Annotated in this window: 20 protein-coding genes; 14 read left to right on the forward strand and 6 right to left on the reverse strand. The window is 39.1% G+C overall.

Features of this window, described 5'->3' with window-relative positions; translation table 11 throughout:
• Positions 1 to 41 precede the first annotated feature (41 nt).
• On the forward strand, positions 42 to 1,028 hold the full coding sequence (locus GSQ84_RS23725; protein ID WP_158799865.1) for a D-alanine--D-alanine ligase: 987 nt from the start codon (positions 42 to 44) through the stop codon (positions 1,026 to 1,028).
• Between the two features lie 51 nt (positions 1,029 to 1,079).
• Here GSQ84_RS23725 and GSQ84_RS23730 read toward each other — a convergent pair whose 3' ends face one another.
• On the reverse strand, positions 1,080 to 1,862 hold the full coding sequence (locus GSQ84_RS23730) for a DUF3575 domain-containing protein (protein WP_158799866.1): 783 nt from the start codon (positions 1,860 to 1,862) through the stop codon (positions 1,080 to 1,082).
• Between the two features lie 144 nt (positions 1,863 to 2,006).
• On the opposite strand from GSQ84_RS23730, the gene GSQ84_RS23735 reads away from it, so the two are divergent.
• Both GSQ84_RS23735 and GSQ84_RS23740 read left to right on the forward strand, forming a co-directional pair.
• The gene (locus GSQ84_RS23735) at positions 2,007 to 2,570 is read left to right on the forward strand and encodes a Crp/Fnr family transcriptional regulator (RefSeq protein WP_254070963.1); all 564 of its coding nucleotides are present in this window, start codon (positions 2,007 to 2,009) and stop codon (positions 2,568 to 2,570) included.
• Positions 2,571 to 2,640: 70 nt separating this feature from the next.
• On the forward strand, positions 2,641 to 3,087 hold the full coding sequence (locus GSQ84_RS23740; protein ID WP_158799868.1) for a DUF983 domain-containing protein: 447 nt from the start codon (positions 2,641 to 2,643) through the stop codon (positions 3,085 to 3,087).
• 7 nt (positions 3,088 to 3,094) lie between these two features.
• On the opposite strand, the gene GSQ84_RS23745 is transcribed toward GSQ84_RS23740, so the two are convergent.
• On the reverse strand, positions 3,095 to 3,514 hold the full coding sequence (locus GSQ84_RS23745; RefSeq protein WP_158799869.1) for an acyl-CoA thioesterase: 420 nt from the start codon (positions 3,512 to 3,514) through the stop codon (positions 3,095 to 3,097).
• A gap of 99 nt (positions 3,515 to 3,613) precedes the next feature.
• Here GSQ84_RS23745 and rpsO point away from each other — a divergent pair, with 99 nt between their 5' ends.
• The 6 genes from rpsO (at position 3,614) to GSQ84_RS23775 (ending at position 9,617) form a co-directional block, all read left to right on the forward strand.
• On the forward strand, positions 3,614 to 3,916 hold the full coding sequence (gene rpsO, locus GSQ84_RS23750; protein ID WP_158799870.1) for a 30S ribosomal protein S15: 303 nt from the start codon (positions 3,614 to 3,616) through the stop codon (positions 3,914 to 3,916).
• 116 nt (positions 3,917 to 4,032) lie between these two features.
• Positions 4,033 to 6,180, forward strand: coding sequence for a polyribonucleotide nucleotidyltransferase (pnp, locus tag GSQ84_RS23755; protein WP_158799871.1), 2,148 nt, complete (start codon positions 4,033 to 4,035; stop codon positions 6,178 to 6,180).
• Positions 6,181 to 6,304: 124 nt separating this feature from the next.
• Positions 6,305 to 6,979: a ribulose-phosphate 3-epimerase gene (rpe, locus tag GSQ84_RS23760; RefSeq protein WP_158799872.1), complete on the forward strand. Its 675-nt coding sequence runs from the start codon at positions 6,305 to 6,307 to the stop codon at positions 6,977 to 6,979.
• 88 nt (positions 6,980 to 7,067) lie between these two features.
• Entirely contained in the window at positions 7,068 to 8,135 is a 1,068-nt protein-coding gene (gene serC, locus GSQ84_RS23765; RefSeq protein WP_158799873.1) for a 3-phosphoserine/phosphohydroxythreonine transaminase, read from the forward strand.
• A 6-nt stretch (positions 8,136 to 8,141) separates the two neighbouring features.
• Entirely contained in the window at positions 8,142 to 9,092 is a 951-nt protein-coding gene (locus GSQ84_RS23770; protein ID WP_174238690.1) for a D-2-hydroxyacid dehydrogenase, read from the forward strand.
• A 246-nt stretch (positions 9,093 to 9,338) separates the two neighbouring features.
• Positions 9,339 to 9,617: a hypothetical protein gene (locus GSQ84_RS23775; RefSeq protein WP_158799874.1), complete on the forward strand. Its 279-nt coding sequence runs from the start codon at positions 9,339 to 9,341 to the stop codon at positions 9,615 to 9,617.
• A 37-nt stretch (positions 9,618 to 9,654) separates the two neighbouring features.
• Here GSQ84_RS23775 and GSQ84_RS23780 read toward each other — a convergent pair whose 3' ends face one another.
• Together GSQ84_RS23780 and GSQ84_RS23785 are read right to left on the reverse strand one after the other, a co-directional pair.
• Positions 9,655 to 10,164 (reverse strand): hypothetical protein, encoded by a 510-nt coding sequence (locus tag GSQ84_RS23780; RefSeq protein WP_158799875.1) that lies wholly within the window; start codon positions 10,162 to 10,164, stop codon positions 9,655 to 9,657.
• Between the two features lie 69 nt (positions 10,165 to 10,233).
• Positions 10,234 to 11,013, reverse strand: a complete 780-nt coding sequence (locus tag GSQ84_RS23785) for an S-adenosyl-l-methionine hydroxide adenosyltransferase family protein (protein ID WP_158799876.1) — start codon at positions 11,011 to 11,013, stop codon at positions 10,234 to 10,236.
• A gap of 102 nt (positions 11,014 to 11,115) precedes the next feature.
• Between GSQ84_RS23785 and GSQ84_RS23790 the strand changes: the two genes are divergently transcribed.
• From GSQ84_RS23790 to GSQ84_RS23805, 4 genes are read left to right on the forward strand one after another with little or no spacing between them, the layout of a single operon-like run.
• Positions 11,116 to 12,078 carry a PhoH family protein gene (locus GSQ84_RS23790; protein WP_158799877.1) on the forward strand — a complete coding sequence of 321 codons (963 nt, stop codon included), beginning with the start codon at positions 11,116 to 11,118 and terminating at the stop codon, positions 12,076 to 12,078.
• Between the two features lie 52 nt (positions 12,079 to 12,130).
• Positions 12,131 to 13,084, forward strand: coding sequence for a phosphoribosylaminoimidazolesuccinocarboxamide synthase (locus GSQ84_RS23795; protein WP_158799878.1), 954 nt, complete (start codon positions 12,131 to 12,133; stop codon positions 13,082 to 13,084).
• A gap of 33 nt (positions 13,085 to 13,117) precedes the next feature.
• Positions 13,118 to 13,507: an STAS domain-containing protein gene (locus tag GSQ84_RS23800; RefSeq protein WP_158799879.1), complete on the forward strand. Its 390-nt coding sequence runs from the start codon at positions 13,118 to 13,120 to the stop codon at positions 13,505 to 13,507.
• Positions 13,507 to 14,418, forward strand: coding sequence for a ribonuclease Z (locus GSQ84_RS23805; protein WP_158799880.1), 912 nt, complete (start codon positions 13,507 to 13,509; stop codon positions 14,416 to 14,418). The genes GSQ84_RS23800 and GSQ84_RS23805 overlap by 1 nt, the downstream gene beginning before the upstream one ends.
• 687 nt (positions 14,419 to 15,105) lie before the next feature.
• Here GSQ84_RS23805 and GSQ84_RS23810 read toward each other — a convergent pair.
• Both GSQ84_RS23810 and GSQ84_RS23815 read right to left on the reverse strand, forming a co-directional pair.
• On the reverse strand, positions 15,106 to 16,056 hold the full coding sequence (locus GSQ84_RS23810; RefSeq protein ID WP_158799881.1) for an MlaD family protein: 951 nt from the start codon (positions 16,054 to 16,056) through the stop codon (positions 15,106 to 15,108).
• A gap of 17 nt (positions 16,057 to 16,073) precedes the next feature.
• Positions 16,074 to 16,916 (reverse strand): N-acetylmuramoyl-L-alanine amidase, encoded by an 843-nt coding sequence (locus tag GSQ84_RS23815; protein WP_158799882.1) that lies wholly within the window; start codon positions 16,914 to 16,916, stop codon positions 16,074 to 16,076.
• Between the two features lie 425 nt (positions 16,917 to 17,341).
• Here GSQ84_RS23815 and GSQ84_RS23820 point away from each other — a divergent pair, with 425 nt between their 5' ends.
• On the forward strand, positions 17,342 to 20,062 hold the full coding sequence (locus tag GSQ84_RS23820) for a putative LPS assembly protein LptD (RefSeq protein ID WP_158799883.1): 2,721 nt from the start codon (positions 17,342 to 17,344) through the stop codon (positions 20,060 to 20,062).
• Positions 20,063 to 20,070: the final 8 nt, after the last annotated feature.

Here is a 20,070-nt window from a genome sequence, read left to right on the forward strand (position 1 = left end):
AATTTTTGCACAGCTAAAGAAATGCATAAATACATAAACTAATGAAAAAAACAATAGCACTACTTACCGGAGGTACTACAGGGGAGTGGGTAATATCTGTAAAAAGTGCAGCTACCATAGCTCATCACCTTGACCTGGAAAAATTTGAGGTGTATAAAATTATGCTTACCCAACAGGGGTGGTTCTATGAACCTTCTGATTCTGTAAAAGTAGAAGTAGACCGAAATGATTTCTCATTGACGATAAAAGGTCGCAAGGTTACTTTTGATGGTGTATTTATTGCTATCCACGGTGCGCCAGGTGAAGACGGTAAATTGCAGGGATATTTTGATATGCTGGGTTTGAAGTATACTACCTGTGATGCACTGACTTCAGCCGTTACCATGAACAAAGGATATACTAAGGCTATTGTGCAGGATATCCCATTGTTACATGTAGCTAAATCAGCACAGGTATTTAATAACTCTCCGTATAATCTCAATGATATAAAAAAGGAGTTGAAACTTCCATATTTTGTAAAGCCAAACAATGGCGGAAGCAGTATTGGCATGACCAAAGTGAAAAATCAATATGATCTGCAGACTGCGATTGATAAGGCTTTTAAGGAAGACAGCCAGATTTTGATTGAAGAATTTATTGAAGGCAGAGAATTTACCATAGGTGTAGTGAAACTGGATGGTAAAATTGTAGTATTGCCAGCTACTGAAGTGGAAACAGCTAAAGAGTTTTTTGATTTTGAAGCGAAATATACTCCTGGTGTGGCAACAGAAACAACTCCTGCGCCGATCAGGGCTGAAACACGTAAAAGAGTAGAAGAAATTGCTACTGCAATCTATATGAAGTTAAATTGCAGGGGAGTGGTAAGGATTGATTTTATCCTGACAGGAGATGAAGGTGATTTCTATTTTATTGAGATCAATACTATTCCTGGTCAGACGGCCACCAGTTTTATTCCTCAGCAGGTTGCTGCTTTTGGTCTGTCGCTCAATGATTTTTATACTAAACTGATCAAGGAAACGATTGGATAATTGTTAAAACAGCAATGCTTACACAGCATTGCTGTTCAAAAAATTTTGTTATTATAACCTGAAGCCTAAACTAAGACCACCTCTAACACCGGCCCAGGGGCCTTTGATATCGATAGTTGCTTTATCAGAAGTAACAGTTGACGTAGCTTTAACCAGGGGAAGGTCGCTCACAAATTGCGCAAGCTGTTGTCTTACATATTGTTCTTCTATTGGAATGAAGTTTTTATCACTCACCAGGCTTCCTTTTGAAGTACCGTAGTTTGGTCCGGCTATCCACCAGTCAAAATAAAGCAGTTTGGTCAGCTTCCATTGTGCACCAACCATTACACCAGCGGTATACGTATTGAGGCTACCTTTAAAATTCAGGGTTTCGGTATAATGTAACTGGGTCACATCATAACTGAAAGGTCCGTCGCCATTGTATTTAGCATAACTTACGAACGGTGCCAGGTAAAAACCTCTGAACACACCTTTTTCTCCCAGATAGAATTTCACTTCTGGGGTAATAGCAAAGTTAGAAGTTCTAAAAGTGCTGATGGTTTGTTTGGTTTCCTGATCATCTACTGCATTTTCCACTTGTTTTTTAAATGGAATATTAGATTTTGGCATGATCCTGAAATCCATGGCGAAAGATATTCTACTATTTAGGGCACGCTCATATTCGAAAGAGTACGTTTTTAAGATTAAAGCGCCCAGATTCATTTTGATGATGTTTTTTCCCTCATTTGAAAGACTGTCTTTTGAGACGGTGGTTTGCGCTTTTATTTGCTGTGTAAAGCAAATCAGGGCAACAATAGCTACTGCAAATAATTTTTTCGTAAAACTGCTCTCCATAAATAATTAATTAAATGTTTAAAGTTGTAAACCTATCCTTTATTTTAGTCGTTTACAATTATCAAACCAATTATTGCTTTTTTGTAAAGATGAATATTTACTGGATGTTCTTAATTACTTTTGGACATGTTTAACGATTATTTAATGGCACATCACTTTAAGGTGATCTCCGTGAAAAAGGGAGAGACGATATATGAACCCGGACAGCAGCCCAGGTATGTATACTTTATTCAAAGCGGTGAGGTCAGGATGATTACTGTTAACAGTGACAATGATCAATTTATACAGGGGGTGTTTAAAGCAAATGAATACTTCGGGGAACCGGCTTTATTGCTGCAGCGGCCTTATCTCGCCTATACCATTGCCTATCAGGATACAATACTGGTGCTGGTAGACCGCCCGGCTTTTTTAAACTTCCTGGAAGAAGACAGGGCTTTCAGTATGAACCTGATTGAAACCTTAAGCGACCGTTTGTTTTATAAATCTATGATGCTGGAGGAAGTAGCCAATGAGCAGGCGGAACACAGGTTGTCTACGCTGATCAGTTATTTGTCTCGGGACCTGGAAAGCGGGGCCGCATTAAAGGTAACACGGCAGGCTTTAGCCGATATGAGCGGCCTAAGGGTGGAAACAGTGATCAGGGCTGTCAAAAGACTAGCGAAATCAGGTGAACTGAGGCTGCTGAAAGGTAAGATGTTTAAACCTTAATATATGACATAGGTCATAAAAATTAAAATAAAGATTAACTACATTTGTGTGGTAATTAAATTCTATTAAAATGAAGCCTATTTCAAAGTTTGAAGCTGTTATCCATTGCAAATGCCCAAGATGCAGACAGGGAGATATTTTTTCCGGTAAAATGTATGCCTTGTCTTTTAAGGGACAGACAACCAATGAATATTGTCCGCATTGCAATCTTCGTTTTGAAAGAGAACCTGGGTATTTCTACGTTTCTATGTTTGTGAGTTATGCCATGAGCTGCGCAGAAATGATCAGCGCAAGTGTAGGTGCTTATATTCTTGGACTTGCACTGGTATATGATAACCTTTGGTATTATGTAGGTATACTTTTAGGTATTGTTCTGGTGCTTACACCTGTTAATTACCGTTACTCAAGGGTTATCCTTTTACATTGGTTAACTCCTGGACTGGGTTATGTTCCCGGAAGCGGTGACAGTGATCCGCAGGGAATAGCAGATCCACACGGACTGGCAGAAAAAGTTTAATCCATTTTTATATACTGTAGGCAGTGATCATGGTTTCATTCACTTTACATCCCTTACCAGTATTAGTGTCTATCATTACATAATCAAACCACCCGTCTGCCGCTATTTTACGAGTACGGACGTTTTCTATTTCAAACTGAACGCGGCATCCTTTTTCATTTATGGTGAGTATGCCGGTACGAATCCTGATCAGGTCGCCCATTATGAGCGGCCTTTTATAATCAACATAAGCTGTGCGCACTACCCAGCCAAAACCGCTTTCCAGGAAGGATTCCATCGACATATTATAAAACTTATCCATCTGCTCGTAACGTGCCGCCAGCACATAATCGAAATATTTGCTGTTATGGACATGATGGAACATGTCTATATCGTCTGGCCTTACCCGTAATTCGGTTTCAAATATGCTATACTGGTTCTTTTCCATTCTGCAAAAGTAAAGTTTTGATATTTGTTTATCAGTAAAACTTAAACTATCTTTGCGCTCAATTAATTAATCCATATACACTTTAGTATAATTCAAGCAATGTATTTAAGTAAAGAAGTAAAAGCCGACATTTTCAAAAAACACGGCGAAGTAGAAACTAACACAGGTTCTGCAGAAGGTCAGGTAGCGTTATTCACATACCGCATCGCACACTTAACAGAACACTTAAAGAAAAATCGTAAAGATTTCTCTACTCAGTTATCTCTTCAAAAATTAGTAGGTAAACGCCGCGGTATCCTGGCATATCTATTTAAAACAGATATCAACCGCTACCGTGCTATCATCAAAGCTTTAGGCTTGAGAGATATTATCAAACCATTAGGTTCGAGAGACAGTAAATAAGCGTAATAATATCAGGAAAAGCCATTCTTAAGGATGGCTTTTTTACTTTGAGAAATAAATAAGTCTATATAAATCTGGTGTGGAGAAAGAGGAAAACACACCGCAAATTATTGTAAATGAATGTAATAAAAAAATCGTTCGATCTGGGCGATGGAAGAACAATTGAAATTGAAACAGGCAAATTAGCTAAACAAGCTGATGGCGCTGTTGTGGTAAGAATGGGAGATACCATGTTATTGGCAACTGTAGTATCTACAGTAGGTGCTAAATCTGGTGTTGACTTTTTACCATTATCTGTAGATTACCAGGAGAAATATGCTGCCGCAGGCCGTATCCCTGGAGGTTTTTTACGTCGTGAAGCTAGATTATCAGATTATGAAGTTTTAATTTCACGTTTGGTTGACCGTGCTTTACGCCCAATGTTCCCTGAAGATTATCACTCTGATACTCAGGTAATGATCACGTTGATCTCTTCTGATAAGAATATCACTCCAGATTCACTGGCTGGTTTAGCTGCTTCAGCTGCTATCGCTGTTTCTGATATTCCTTTTAATGGTCCGATCTCTGAAGTTCGTGTAGCAAAAATTGATGGTAAATTAGTCATTAATCCTTATGTAAGCGATTTAGAACGTGCTACTTTAGAATTCCTTGTTGCCGGTACTGAAAATGATATCGTGATGGTGGAAGGCGAAGCTGACGAGATTTCTGAAGAAGAAATGGTTGAAGCAATTGAATTTGCACACAAAGCAATCGTTGTTCAGGTTAAAGTTCAGAAAGAACTTGCTGAAGCGGTTGGTAAAACTAAAAAACGTGAGTATTCTCATGAAAACAGTGATCTTGAGTTGAGAGAATCTGTTTTTGCTGCTACTTATGATAAAGTATATGCTGTAGCAAAAAGCCAGACGTCAAAAAGCGAACGTGGTGATAAATTCGGTGAGATCTTAATGGATTACATCGCTACACTAGGTGAAAACGTTGATGACGTTACTGGTTTCTTAGCTAAAAAATATTTCCACGATGTGCAGTATGATGCTATCCGTAATCTGGTATTAGATGAAGGTATGCGTTTAGACGGCCGTGATGTACGTACTGTTCGTCCGATCTGGAGTGAAGTGGGTTATTTACCTTCTGCACACGGTTCTGCAGTATTCACCCGTGGTGAAACTCAATCTTTAACTACCGTTACTTTAGGTTCTAAAGATGATGAGCAAATGATTGATGGTGCTTTCATCAATGGATACAACAAATTCCTGTTACATTATAACTTCCCTGGTTTCTCTACTGGTGAGGTTCGTCCTAACAGAGGTGCTGGCCGTCGTGAAATTGGTCATGGTAACTTAGCTATGCGTTCCTTACGTAAAGTTTTACCAGGACTGGAAGAAAATCCATATACTATCCGTATCGTTTCTGATATCCTTGAATCTAACGGTTCTTCTTCAATGGCTACTGTTTGTGCTGGTACACTGGCACTAATGGATGCTGGTATTAAAATCAAAGCTCCTGTATCAGGAATTGCAATGGGATTAATTACTGATGAGAAAACTGGTAAATATGCTATCCTTACCGATATCTTAGGTGATGAAGATCACTTAGGTGATATGGACTTCAAGGTTACAGGTACTGAAAAAGGTATCGTAGCTTGTCAGATGGACTTAAAAATCAATGGTTTGAAATGGGAAGTATTAACTGCTGCCCTGAAACAAGCTAATGAAGCACGTTTACACATCTTAAACGAGATGAAGAAAACGATTGCTGCTCCACGTGAAGATTACAAAGATCACGCTCCGCGTATCGTATCTTTAAGTATTGACAAGGAATTCATAGGTGCTGTAATTGGCCCAGGCGGTAAAATTATCCAGGAAATGCAACGTGAAACCGGCGCATCGATCTCTATTGAAGAGGTAGGTAACAAGGGTATCGTTGAGATCTTCGCTGATAACAAAGCTGCTATTGATGCTGCTGTTAAACGTATCAACGCTATCGCTGCAAAACCAGACATAGGTGCAACTTATGATGGTAAAGTGAAATCAATTATGCCATTTGGTGCATTTGTTGAGATCATGCCAGGTAAAGATGGTTTGCTGCACATCTCTGAGATTGCATGGGAACGTTTAGAGACTATGGATGGCGTGCTTAAAGAAGGCGACAAGATCCAGGTTAAATTATTAGATATAGATAAGCAAGGTAAAATGAAGCTTTCAAGAAAAGCTTTACTGCCCCGCCCCGCTAAACCGGAAGGTGCCCAGGAAAACAAACCTGCTTAATTAATTGTCACAAACCCCGCATTATGCGGGGTTTTTTGTTTTAAAATAGGTTATTTTTTTATATTTACTCTCTCAACAGCGCATGACCGAAAGGCCTGTCTATTTGAAAATATAACTCAAACACATGAAACACCTGATTGCCCCTTCAGTACTCTCTGCAGATTTTGCCAATTTACAACGCGACGTAGAAATGTTAAATTCCAGCGAAGCGGATTGGTTTCATGTAGATATTATGGACGGTGTATTTGTACCTAATATTTCATTTGGTTTTCCGGTAATGGAAGCGATAAAGAAATACGCCACCAAACCCCTGGACGTTCATCTGATGATCGTTGAGCCGGAGCGTTATATAGAACGTTTTGCAGCAGCTGGCGCCTATTCAATTACGGTACATTACGAAGCTTGTCCGCATTTACATAAAACGATACAGTCTATCCACGAAGCCGGCGCTAAAGCTTGTGTGGCGCTCAACCCGCATACACCTGTAGAATTGCTTACCGATATTCTTTCCGATCTGGATATGGTGCTGGTAATGTCTGTTAACCCCGGTTTTGGCGGTCAGCAGTTTATTCATAACACCCTGTCTAAAATAGCACGCCTGCGGGCCATGGCCCATCAGGTTAATCCCGAATTGTTAATAGAAGTTGACGGCGGGGTAGGACTGCACAATACCGCTGCTTTGAGCAGTGCCGGTGCCAATGTTCTGGTAGCAGGAAATGCCGTGTTTGCTGCACCATCACCAAAGGAAATGATTTCTTCTATGAAAAATCTTTCTGCCTCTGCGATCAATAGTATATAAGCTCTATTCATTCAGTAGATAATTTCAAAAAACCGGCTAATAATTCGATAAAACAATTAGATTTACAACCAATAAATAACCATAAAAAATGAGACACAATTTTGGAGCAGGTCCCTGCATTCTACCTCAGGAAGTATTTAAACAGGCATCACAGGCTGTTTTAGATTTTAAAGACGGCTTATCGATACTGGAAATTTCACATCGTACCCCTGAGTTTGAGGCAGTTGTAGCGGAGGCTGTTAAACTAGTTAAAGAATTGTTAAATGTACCTGAAGGTTACTCTGTATTGTTTTTACAGGGTGGTGCAAGTTTGCAGTTTGCCATGGTTCCAATGAATTTATTGAGCGAAGGAAAAACTGCAAGTTACCTGGAAACCGGAGTGTGGGCCAATAAGGCAATTAAGGAAGTAAAAAACTTTGGAACGGCTCAAATTGTAGCTTCTTCAAAGGATGCTAACTTTACTTATATCCCTAAGGATTATGCTATTCCTGAGGATAGTGCTTATTTCCATTTTACATCAAACAATACCATTTACGGAACTGAAGTATTCAACCTTCCTGAAACTAAAATCCCTGTAGTTTGCGACATGTCTTCTGATATCATGAGCAGGGTGATTGATGTTTCCAAATATGACCTGATCTATGCCGGTGCACAGAAAAATATCGGCCCTGCCGGTTCTACTGTGGTGATCATTAAAGATGAGATCTTAGGTAAAACTACCAACAAGATCCCTTCGATGCTGAATTACAAAGAGCATATCGACGGCGGATCAATGTACAATACACCTCCAGTATTTGCTATTTATGTAGCCATGCTGAACCTGAGATGGTTAAAATCTAAAGGCGGCGTAGCGGAAATCGAAAAAGAAAATATTGCTAAAGCGAGAGCTTTATATGCTGAGATCGACAGAAACCCCTTGTTTAAAGGTACCTGTGCGGTTGAAGACCGTTCAAGAATGAATGTATGTTTTGTAATGGAAAATCCTGAATTGGAAAAACCATTCCTGAAATTTGCAGAAGAAAACGGAATAGAAGGAATTAAGGGACACAGAAGTGTAGGTGGGTTCAGAGCCTCTATCTACAATGCATTGCCAATTACAAGTGTACATACCTTAGTGGAATTGATGCAGATTTTTGCAGAGAAACACCAAAAATAAAATTTAATGATTAAGATACTTGCAAACGATGGGATAGACCCTATCGGAAAACGATTATTAGAAGAAGCCGGTTTTATTGTAGATACAGAAACTGTTGCTCAGGATAAATTAATTGAAGCCCTGCAAAACTATGATGCCATCACGGTTAGAAGTGCGACAAAAGTACGTCAGGATGTGATTGATGCCTGTCCTAATTTAAAATTGATTGGCAGAGGCGGCGTAGGAATGGATAATATTGATGTGGAGTATGCCCGTGAAAAAGGTCTTGCTGTAGTAAATACCCCTGCAGCATCGTCCTTATCGGTTGCAGAACTGGTATTTGCACATTTATTTACCGGTGTCCGTTTTTTACAGGATTCCAACCGTAAAATGCCTGTTGAAGGTGATACCAAATTCAATAAACTAAAAAAAGATTATGCTAAAGGTATAGAGCTGAAAGGCAAAACTTTAGGTATTATCGGTTTCGGCAGAATTGGACGTGCTACAGCTTCTGTAGCTTTGGGTTTAGGTATGAATGTATTAGCTTATGACCTTTATCCTTTTGAAGGTGCTATTACGTTGAAATTTCAGGGGGACCTGAGCCTGGATATCCCGGTTAAAACTGTCTCTCTGGAAGAAGTAATTTCAAATTGTGATTTTATTACTTTGCATACTCCTTTTGCAGACAAACCTATTTTGGGTGCAGCTGAATTTGATCAGATGAAACCAGGAGTAGGTGTAGTGAATTGTTCAAGAGGTGGTACGATTGATGAGCAGGCGTTAATTAATGCCTTAGATAGCGGCAAACTGGCCTTTGCAGGTCTGGACGTGTTTGATAATGAGCCGACACCTTTGAAGGCTATTTTAGAGCATGCTAAAATATCTTTAACACCGCATATTGGTGCAGCTACAAACGAAGCGCAAGAGCGTATTGGTGAAGAATTAGCTTCATTGATCATTGCTCATTTTAAGAAATAGATATACCATTCAATAGAGTCAGCGAAGCTGTATTTGCTTAAAAAATTGTATTGAAACCACAAAAAGGTTTAAGGATTTAAATGTCCTTAAACCTTTTTTTATATAAAGCCCTTTATAATGTATGATAAAATTCTTTAAGAGAACTTATGTTGTTTTTTAAAGAAAATAAATTATATAAAAATTTGCATTTACATAAAGTATGCGTATTATTGCATTAAAGTAATTATAGAAGAGAATTTAAATCTTATGAAAACTCCTAAAGAATTTATAGAGGAAAAAATGGCAGAATTGATTTTATCATTTAGTCATATTTGGTGCCGGATTGAATTTCATCAACTGTCTGACGCGTGGTATGTTGAAATAAATCCTGAAGAATGTTTTCACGAGCCTGCTTTAAAAGAGTTTCTTGCAGATATTTTGTTCTCTTTTAATGATGTGTATCCTAACGAGAGCATTGTCTTTGTAACGGGAGCAGATTGGTTTAAGCAGGGGAGTTTGATTACAGCAGATTTACTGGAGAACTAATATTGAATGACTAAATTGGCTCAGGTGAAAGGCGCTACTATTTCTTTTTCAGTTTATTGAAGAAGAAAATACCACCTATGACAATAATCAGGATTAAAACGATGATGATATAGGTGCTGGTATCTGTTTTAATGTTTACCTGAGCTTCCTTCGCTTTGAGTTCATCATTTTGTGCCTGCAGCCTTTTGATGGTCAGCATGTAACCCTCCATTCTTTTGCTGGTGTTGCTAGCATTATTCTGCACCTGCTGTACTTCCTGGTCTTTGTAATCCATCAGGATCTTCAGTTCGCGGAAGATATTGTTGTCACTGAGGATAACCTGTCTTAATATTTCACTCGAATTTCTGATATCACTTTTGGTCTGTAAGCCGAATATCCCTGTTCTAGCAGCCAGGCTTAGTTCATATTGCCCGAATTTGGCACTTCGTTCTGCGAGCAGGCCATTTATTTTGAAACGTTGTGTTTGATAAGCTGAAGTATCGGTTTGTGCAGCCATGGTGTTAAACCCATAACCCAGACCTATCAATAAGAGCAAAAATCTAATCATTGTAATTCTTTTTTGAGGTGAAGCAAATTGTATGCCTTATCCTGTTTCATTGATAAATTAGAAGCTGGATCAGGAATGAAACTGTATCCGGACGATATCACTCAGGTGTAAACCGAGCAGTCCACTGGCTTTTCCTTTATTAATCGCAATTTCCAGGTGGTTACTGATGCCAAACAGACATAGCTTTTCCCCTTCGGGCACTTCATTATAATGCCAGCTGAGCTGAGTAATGGTTTCACTTTTTCTAAAAAAAAGGGTAAAGTCCCTGTTGCGCTGTACCTTGGTGAAAAGTTCTTTGGTGATATTGGTGATGACGTTACAAAAAGTATCGATATAGATCACACTACCGCGGATCATGTCTGGTTCAATAACCGGGTTAAGCAGCATTCTTTCTTCAATACCATCGGTAGGGATACCAATGTCTTTTAGCTTTCCGCCTTTGGCCAGGTGAATGGCTGCTTTGACAAAAATATCTACCAGCGGAAAGTGAAGATATTTCAAATCCTGCATAATATTTAGTTCTACAATTTCATCAGGTTTGCCATCAAACAGGAGGGAAAATATCCCATTGTCTGCGCCTACAAAATAATGGTCGTGATATTTTAATCCCACATATTTTGTGTTTTCGCTGAACACAGAATCTATACCTATCAGGTGCACAGTACCTTTAGGAAAATAATGGTATACATTCTTCAAAACGAAGGCTGCATAAGAGATATTGAAGGAGGGAACTTCGTGGGTAATGTCAACAATAGTGGCCGTAGGTAAGATCGTCAGGATACTGCCTTTTAGTGCAGCCTGATAAAAATCTTTAGAACCTAAATCTGTGGTTAAAGTGATAATGGCCATTAAAAATTGAATATTTATTCTTATTCTTGCGTAAGTGGCTTAGCGCCTACAAATATTCAATTTTTATATCAAAATATACACTTCTATCTAAAAAACAATATTTTGAACGAACTTAAACTAACATTAGAAACAGTAGATCCGGCACAATTCTGGGGTTCAAATAATGAACATTATGAGTTGATCAAACGTGCATTTCCCAAGCTTAAAATTGTTGCCAGAGGCAACGAGGTTAAAGTGTTAGGTGACGAAGCAGAGCAAAAACTCTTCGATAAGAAGTTTGGAAAACTGGTTGCGCAGCTGGAGCAATATGGTTCACTTAAATCAAGTGATATAGAGTCGATCTTAGCCATAAAAAATATTGCCGAATCTAATGGTGCAGCTCCTGAAAAGGTGAATGGCGGCGGTGGAGAGGTGATCGTTTTTGGGAATAACGGTGCAATGATCAAAGCCAGAACAGCTAATCAGCGCCGGATGGTTGACAGTATTGTAAAAAACGATGTGATATTCGCCATTGGTCCTGCCGGAACGGGGAAAACCTACACCGCAGTAGCGCTGGCTGTAAGGGCATTGAAGAATAAAGAAATTAAAAGGATCATCTTAACCAGGCCCGCTGTAGAAGCCGGAGAGAGTTTAGGCTTCCTGCCAGGAGATTTGAAGGAAAAGGTAGATCCTTACCTTCGTCCGCTATATGATGCCCTGGATGACATGATACCTGCTGAGAAACTGAAATTGTACCTGGAGAACAGAACAATTGAAATTGCCCCTCTTGCATTTATGCGTGGCCGGACATTAGATAACTGCTTCGTAATTTTGGATGAAGCGCAAAATTCCACAGATTTGCAGCTGAAAATGTTCCTGACCCGTATGGGGCCAACAGCAAAGTTTATTGTAACAGGAGATGTAACACAGATAGATTTACCAAAAAAATCTATGTCGGGTTTACACAATGCCCTGCGCATTCTGGATGATATTCCTGGTATAGAAATTATATATCTTACCGGAGAAGATGTGTTAAGACATCAGCTGGTGAAAAGGATTTTAAAAGCATATGGAGATATACAGTAACCTCCGCAATACAGTGATTTATAAACAACAATTGATGTGATCCATCAGCAACATGAGAGCAATAAAAGAAACCAATTTTAAATTTCCAAAACAGAGCAGTTTTTATAAAGGGAAAGTACGTGATGTATATACGATTGATCATCGCCTGATGGCGATGGTGGTAACAGACAGAATTTCTGCGTTTGACGTAGTATTGCCTGAGGCCATTCCTTATAAGGGACAAGTGTTAAATCAGATTGGAGCCAAGTTTTTGAAAGCCACAGCCGATATTGTTCCCAACTGGGTGATTGCTGTGCCCGATGAAATGGTTACCATAGGCAGGATCTGTGAGCCGTTCAAAGTAGAAATGGTGATCAGGGGTTACCTGGCCGGACATGCCTGGAGAGAATACAGTGAAGGTAAACGCAGCGTTTGCGGTGTAACACTTCCTGAAGGCTTAAAGGAAAACGATCAATTACCTCATCCAATCATCACACCAACTACTAAAGCAAGCGTTGGGCATGATGAAGATATTTCAAGAGAAGATATTTTGGCAAAGGGTATCGTTTCCATCCTGGATTATGATAAACTGGAAAATTATACCTATGCCTTGTACAAAAGAGGAACAGAAATGGCTGCAGAACGCGGACTGATCCTGGTAGATACAAAGTATGAGTTTGGTAAGGTGGGAGAGGAGATCTTCCTGATCGACGAGATCCATACACCTGATTCTTCACGTTATTTTTATGCCGAAGGTTACGCAGAGCGCCAGGCAGAAAATGAACCACAAAAACAGCTTTCAAAAGAGTTTGTCCGCAAATGGCTAATCGAGAATGGCTTTCAGGGTAAAGATGGACAAACTATCCCTGTAATGACCCCCGAGATCGTAGATTCTATTTCTGAGCGTTATATTGAACTCTATGAGCAGATAACCGGTGACCAGTTTATAAAGAATAATCAGGATGATATTTTGAATAGGGTAGAACAAAATGTTTTAACTAGTCTGCATACTCTTTTGTCAAATTAATTTCTTAATTTGTTATCCTCAAACAATAAATTTATGAAATTTTCAGTAGATAAACACGAGAAGTATGTTGTCATCAGGCTTGACGAAAGCCGTCTGACCGCAGATAATGCCCCAGGCCTGAAATCTGAATTCATTTTATTGAATACTGAAGGGTATTGTAATATTGTTCTTGACCTTTCATTGGTAACAGCGTGTGATGATTCTCAGGATCTGAGCTGCTTACTGGTAGGGAACAGAATCTGTAAGCAGGCAAATGGTTTGTTTGTGGTGACCAATGTAGCAGCCTGCATTGCCGAATTACTGGACATGTCTGTTTTTGATCAGTCGCTGAATATTGTAAATAACCTGAGTGAGGCTGAGGACCTGATTTTCATGGAAGAAATAGAGAAAGAGTTGTTAGGGAGTTTTGATCAGGAAAATTAATGAAATTTGAGGTTACCATTTTAGGGAGTAGTTCCGCTACTCCTGTGTTTAACAGAAATCCAACAGCACAGCTTTTAAATTGTAATGAGAAGTTTTACCTGATCGACTGCGGGGAAGGTACCCAGCAGCAAATGATCAGATTTGGCATTAAGGCCAGTAAGATAGATGCAGCTTTTATCAGCCATCTCCATGGCGACCACTATTTTGGTCTGATAGGTATGCTGTCTACCATGCACCTGAACGGACGTATCAAACCTTTTCAGCTTTTTGCACCGGCACCTCTGCTCGAAATTCTGGAGATGCAGTTTAAGTATTCTGATACCCACCTAAGGTTTGATATAGCTTTTACAGCAATTGAAGCCGATGTTTCCCGGGTGATCTTTGAAAACCAGGACATGAGTGTAGAAACCATTGTTTTAAACCATCGTATCCCCACTACCGGATTTAAGTTCACAGAGAAAAAACGTTTAAGGAAAGTCCTGGTGGAGAAACTGGAAGCAGACCACATTCCACAGGAGTATTATCAGTTGTTGAAAAAAGGCCTTGATTTAACTTTGCCAGGCGGCAGGATCATCCTGAACGCAGATTATACCATTGATTCCGATACCCCAAAAAGTTACTGCTATTGTTCAGACACACTGGCTGATGGCAGTTACCTGAATAGTCTTACCAATTGTACCTTGTTATATCACGAGGCAACTTTTTTGCATGAGTTGCTGGAAAGAGCCAATATGACTCATCATACAACCGCTTTACAGGCCGGTGAGGTGGCTAAAACGGTAAATGCAGATAAATTGGTTATCGGGCATTTTTCTTCCCGTTACAAAACGCTGATACCTTTGCTGGAAGAAGCAGAAAGTGTTTTTCCGAATACGGAGCTCGCTCTAGAAGGGGTTACGTTCACGATATAGGAGTTTGTCTGGGGAAAATTATAATGTACCTGTTTTCTTCCTCATTCTTTGAAAAAAAGAATGCATGTCAGAAAACAGGTACATTATAATTTTAATCCAGGAAAATCTAAGGGTTCACTCCTCCAGCATGATGCATACCTGCATGATGTACAACTTACATACAATCCATAAAGTTTAAAGGTTCACTTCTTCAGCATGGTGCATACTTGCATGATGTACAACTTACGTACAATTCATAAAGTTTAAAGGTTCACTCCTCCAGCATGGTGCATACTTGCATGATGTACAACTTACTTACAATCCATAAAGTTTAAAGGTTCACATCCTCCAGCATGATGCGTACTTGCATGATGTATAACTTACCTGCAACCCATAAAATCTAAAGATTCACTTTTCAGGCATAATACAAAATGTTATTCTGCTTGCCTATAGCCTATCTCTTTTGAATTCAAAATAATATTGTAGAGCTATATTATTTATAACTCTCTTATTCTTTTTTTTACATCAGCCAGGTATGCGCCCTGCTGGTTTTCCCTTTCCTATATGCTGGATGATTAATCCCGGGGATGGTCTATAAAAAAAGGGGTGTGTTATATTCTTGCCTAGAAATTTTGCGTAGCAAAGGTTTCAGCAAGAATATAACACACCCCTTTTTTTATTTCTCTAAAAGATTAAGCAACCTGCATATTACTTATCTTTCCCTCCTCCTCCAAATACAGAGAAGTGTACATAACGTTTCGGATTAGCTTTCAGGTCAATCAGCAGGTTATCCAGATTTTTTGAAGCGTTATTCAGGTTGTCATACATTTTTGTGTCGTTAATCAGTAAACCTAAACTTCCTTTGCCATCATTTACTTTAGTAACTATACTTTGTAAATCAGCAACTGCTTTATTGGCGTTGTCTATTGTCTGTTTAAAATTCGCTGCAGCAACCTGATCGGTGATCGTATTGATATTATTTAAGATCGCATTGATCTTTTCATTGTTGTTTTTCAGGTTACCGGATATAGATTCGGCATTGGCAAGAATTGCAGAAATTCTTTTGCCTTCGGTGCCAACCAGGCCGTCAACTTTTTTGGAAGTACCTTCCAGTGAAGCTAAAGTAGCAGCGATACTATTGAAACTCTTGTTGACATTATTCTGGAAGTTGGGATTCAATATGGTGTTTACACTGGTTAGGATAGAATCCATTTTACCGATGATCAGTTCCGCTTTTTTCTGTACGGGCTGAACGGCCTCCATCAGGTTTTTCTCTACATTGGAATTTAGCGTATCACCATCCTGGGCGTAATCCTTTCCGGTACCCAAAGACATTACTATCGCTTTACTTCCAAGAAGGTCGGTACTTTCCAGTCTGGCGACACTGCTTTTTGGAATGTCATACTTACCTTTAATTTTTAGGGTGGCCACAATTTCACCATTTGGCTGCAGCACCAATTTATCTACACGGCCAATCTGGAAACCATTAATCAGCACTGGTTTGGAGACTGCAAGACCATCAACATGCGTATATCTTGCATACAAGACGGTTTCACTTGAAAATATGGCATTACCTTTCAGGAAGTTGTATCCTATAATTAATAAGGCGATAGAACAGGATGCTAATATGCCTACTTTGGTTTCGTTTGTTATTTTCACTTATGCTGTGGTTTTACTTAATTTACTTCTGTTTCTCTCTTGTATGTTTTTACGGCCTTAAAAATTGCGTTCACAATTTCTGCCTGTCCGCTTGCCGAATTCATGTAATCTTCTTCAACGGGATTAGATATAAATCCTATTTCAGTCAGTACAGAAGGTAGTCCGCATCTTTGCAATACCAAAATTCCCTGTTCTTTTACACCCCTGTTTCCGCGATGGTTATCATGGGTGTAGTTGTTCTGGATCAGCCTGGCTAATTTAAGGCTTTTATCCCTGTATGTGTTCTTAAACAAAGATAATATAATAAATGTTTCAGGATCCTTCGGATCATATCCATCATAATTCTTTTTATAGTCCTTTTCAAGGCTGATATCGGCGTTTTCCCTGATGGCACCATCCTGCTCATTCAGCCTGTGGCTTCCTGCAACGAAGGTTTCCGTACCGCTGGTAGACTTATCTTTTACATAACTATACTTAGGAATTTTTTTGCCATGTTTTTTTGAATATCCCGTAACGGCCCTTGTATCAGGCATAGAATTGCAATGGATAGCAATAAACAGGTCGGCTTTGGCATTATTGGCAATTTCTGCACGTCTGTATAAGGAAACATCTGTATCCGTTTTACGGGTGTAAAGGATCTTTACATCCGGCATGTCCTCTTCAAATTTCCTGCCTAGTTTAAGTGCAACCTGCAAGGCTATATTTTTTTCAAGAGAGTAAGATCCCGCCGCTCCTGGCTTATCACCGCCATGACCGGCATCAATAACAATAGTTTTTACTTTATACCCCTGAGAGAAAACGCTCCTTGAACTGAATGTCAATAAAATAGAACATAGGAATACAAATCTTTTGAGGTTCATTAATTTTTGTTTTTATTGTTGATCATATATTGATTTTTTTGCCGGCTTAGCTGAACAAAATCTTTTATTCAAAGCCGCTTTTAATCTGTCAAATATTACTCTTTACCGGTAATATTCTTCTAATCAGCGTGCTTATTTGACCACAAAGATAGTATAATAAAATTTTTTTAATGAATTGCTTGAAATCATTGAAGCGCTTTAACTTTGACAGTCAGATCTATAGAAAGAAAGCCGGCCAGATATGTTAAAATAAAGACCTGTAAAAATTATTTATTACATATAATATATTGTTAATCTGTATCTTACGGTAAGAGTGTTAAATATATTATGTTAAAACTGAATTTGCTCCCGGCAATGCTATATTTTTCATTAATTTTGAGCGTTTTGGGTTAAAGACGACACCTTTGTTACATTCACACACGAATTTGAAATATTTAAGGACTGCTATTTTTCTAAGTTTTATCGTTTTACTGGTATCTGCGGGTAATTCTGCATTTGCCTCATCTGTATTTTACAAAATGCAGATGATACAGCAGCAGGACACCACAAAGATCAAGACTAAAAAACTAAAGGATTCCAAGCTAAAAGGAGTTACTGATACTACTAAGAAAGGCGCCTCTGATACCACTAAAAAGAAAATCGTAAAACCAGCAGATGAAAAAATAGAATATTCTGCCGAGGATTCTACCAAATACAGTAAAGATCATAGTATTATCTATTTGTACGGTAAGGCAAGGGTGACCTATCAGACTTTTGAGCTGGATGCCGATTATATAGAATATAACTCGAAAACCAATATTATGTTTTCTAGTGGCAGGAAAGATAATAGAAATAAATATGTAGGAAAGCCAATCTTTAAGATGGGTAAGGAGGGGACATCCGTAGCTGATTCATTGTATTACAATATTAAGTCGGGCAAGGGAAGGGTATTTAATACTTTTTCTGAACAGGAAGGAGGGTTTTTCTCTGGCGGGCAAAGTAAGAGGCAGCCAGATAATGATATTGATATCAAGGGGGTAACTTACAGTACCTGTAACCTGCCGCATCCTCACTATGGCCTTTTTATCACCAAAGGTATCGTTACCAATAAACAAATTATTACAGGCCCGGTTTATTTGAAAATAGAGGATATTCCTCTTCCACTTGGTTTGCCTTTTGCCTTTTTTCCAAAACCCAATAAGCGGACTTCAGGAGTCATTATTCCTTCAGTAGGTGATGATGCAACCAGAGGATTTTATTTTCAGAATGGTGGGTATTACCTGATCCTCAATGATTACTGGGATGCTAAAGTGTTAGGTACCTATTATACCAGGGGTTCTTATGGTACCTCTATCACCTCAAATTATACCACGCGTTACAAATATAATGGAAGTATTAAAATCGATTATGAAAGTAACCGTTACGGGGTAGAGGGGACTCCAGAATATACACCAAGAAAAGATTATAGTATCCAGTGGGTGCATACGCAGAATGCAAATGCCAATCCGGGAACTACTTTTAGTTCAAGTGTAAACATCAAAACCAGTGCATATAACACCAATACAGCGGGCGGAGGAACCAACAACTTTAATGCGATTACAGAAAATGCATTGTCTTCAAGTGTTAACTATGGAAAAGTATTTGGGGATGGGATGTTCAATTTTACTGCTTCGGGACTTACATCACAAAATACAAATACAAAATCGGTGGATATCACCTTGCCTAACCTTACCTTAAACATGACTTCTTTTAGTCCTTTTGATTCTAAAACCAGGATAGGGCCGCAAAAATGGTATCAAAAGCTTACTGTTGGATATAGTATGGTGGCGGCTAACTCTATATCAACTGTAGATAGTTTGTTGTTTACCAAGCATAGTTTAAACCAGCTTAGAAATGGCGTTAGCCAGACTATTCCAGTCAGCCTTAACTTTACCGCGCTACATTATTTCAACTTTACCATGGGAGGTACCTACCTGGAGAAATGGCAGTTCCAGTCGGTAAGGGAAACCGCGATAAAAGGGGTGCTGAAAAATGGCCAGGTACAGCCTTACACTACGGCGATAGATACGGTAAACGGATTTAACCGTTCCGGAGAGTATACGCTGAATATGGGTGTTTCTACCAAAATATATAATACTGCGCAGTTCAATGGTGCTAAATTGAAAGCACTGCGCTGGGTAATGACCCCAAATATCAATATGAGTTACCACCCGGATTTCTCTGCTTTATCTTTGGGTAACTATAAAAATTTATTCTACCAGGATGGTTCCGCGGTTTATGATCCTATCTATGGCAGACAAAAACGCTATTCAATACACGATAATACTTTATATGGCGGTCCCGGTGAAGGACAGGCAGGAAGTATCAGTTTTGGGTTAGACAATACGGTAGAAGCAAAGGTGGCCTCTGCCAAAGATACTACGGGTACAGGGACTAAAAAAATTCCTATTATCCAAGGTTTAAGTTTTAGCGGTTCCTATAACTTCCTGGCGCCAAGTTATAAACTTTCTGATATCGCTTTTAGCGGAAGGTCACAATTTACGGATAAACTGGGTTTTACTTATAATGGGTCGTTTAATCCTTACAAAACAAAAGATACCCTTTATAATGGTGCCACAGACCCAACAAAGGTATTGAAAGACAGATTAGCGATACCAAGGTTAACCAGTTTTGGTTTCTCGTTTGGATATAGTTTAAATGCTGCAGCATTTAAGGCTAGGAATGACAAGCTGGATGCTGTAAATAATAAAAGTACATCAAGCGGGATGACACCGGAACAGGCCGAACAGCTGAGAGAAGTAAATGCAGATCCCAATGCTTTTGTGGATTTTAAAATTCCTTGGAACTTTACTTTTTCTTATCGTTTAGATTATACACGAACGGATGCGGGGCTTACACCAACCTTAACCAATACGCTGAACTTTAACGGGGATTTAAATATGACCCCCAAGTGGAAGGTGCAGTTTACATCTGGATATGACTTTCAAACGAATGGATTATCGCCAACTTCATTTGCGATATACAGGGATATGCACTGCTGGGATATGAGTATCAACTGGATTCCGATTGGTACCTACAGAAGTTATAACCTAACCATCAGGGTGAAGGCATCTATCCTGCAGGATTTGAAACTGAGCAAGCAACAGGCTTATTATACACGTTTTTAAAGATTTTT

Source organism: Pedobacter sp. L105, assembly GCF_009765875.1.
Classification (GTDB): Bacteria; Bacteroidota; Bacteroidia; order Sphingobacteriales; family Sphingobacteriaceae; genus Pedobacter.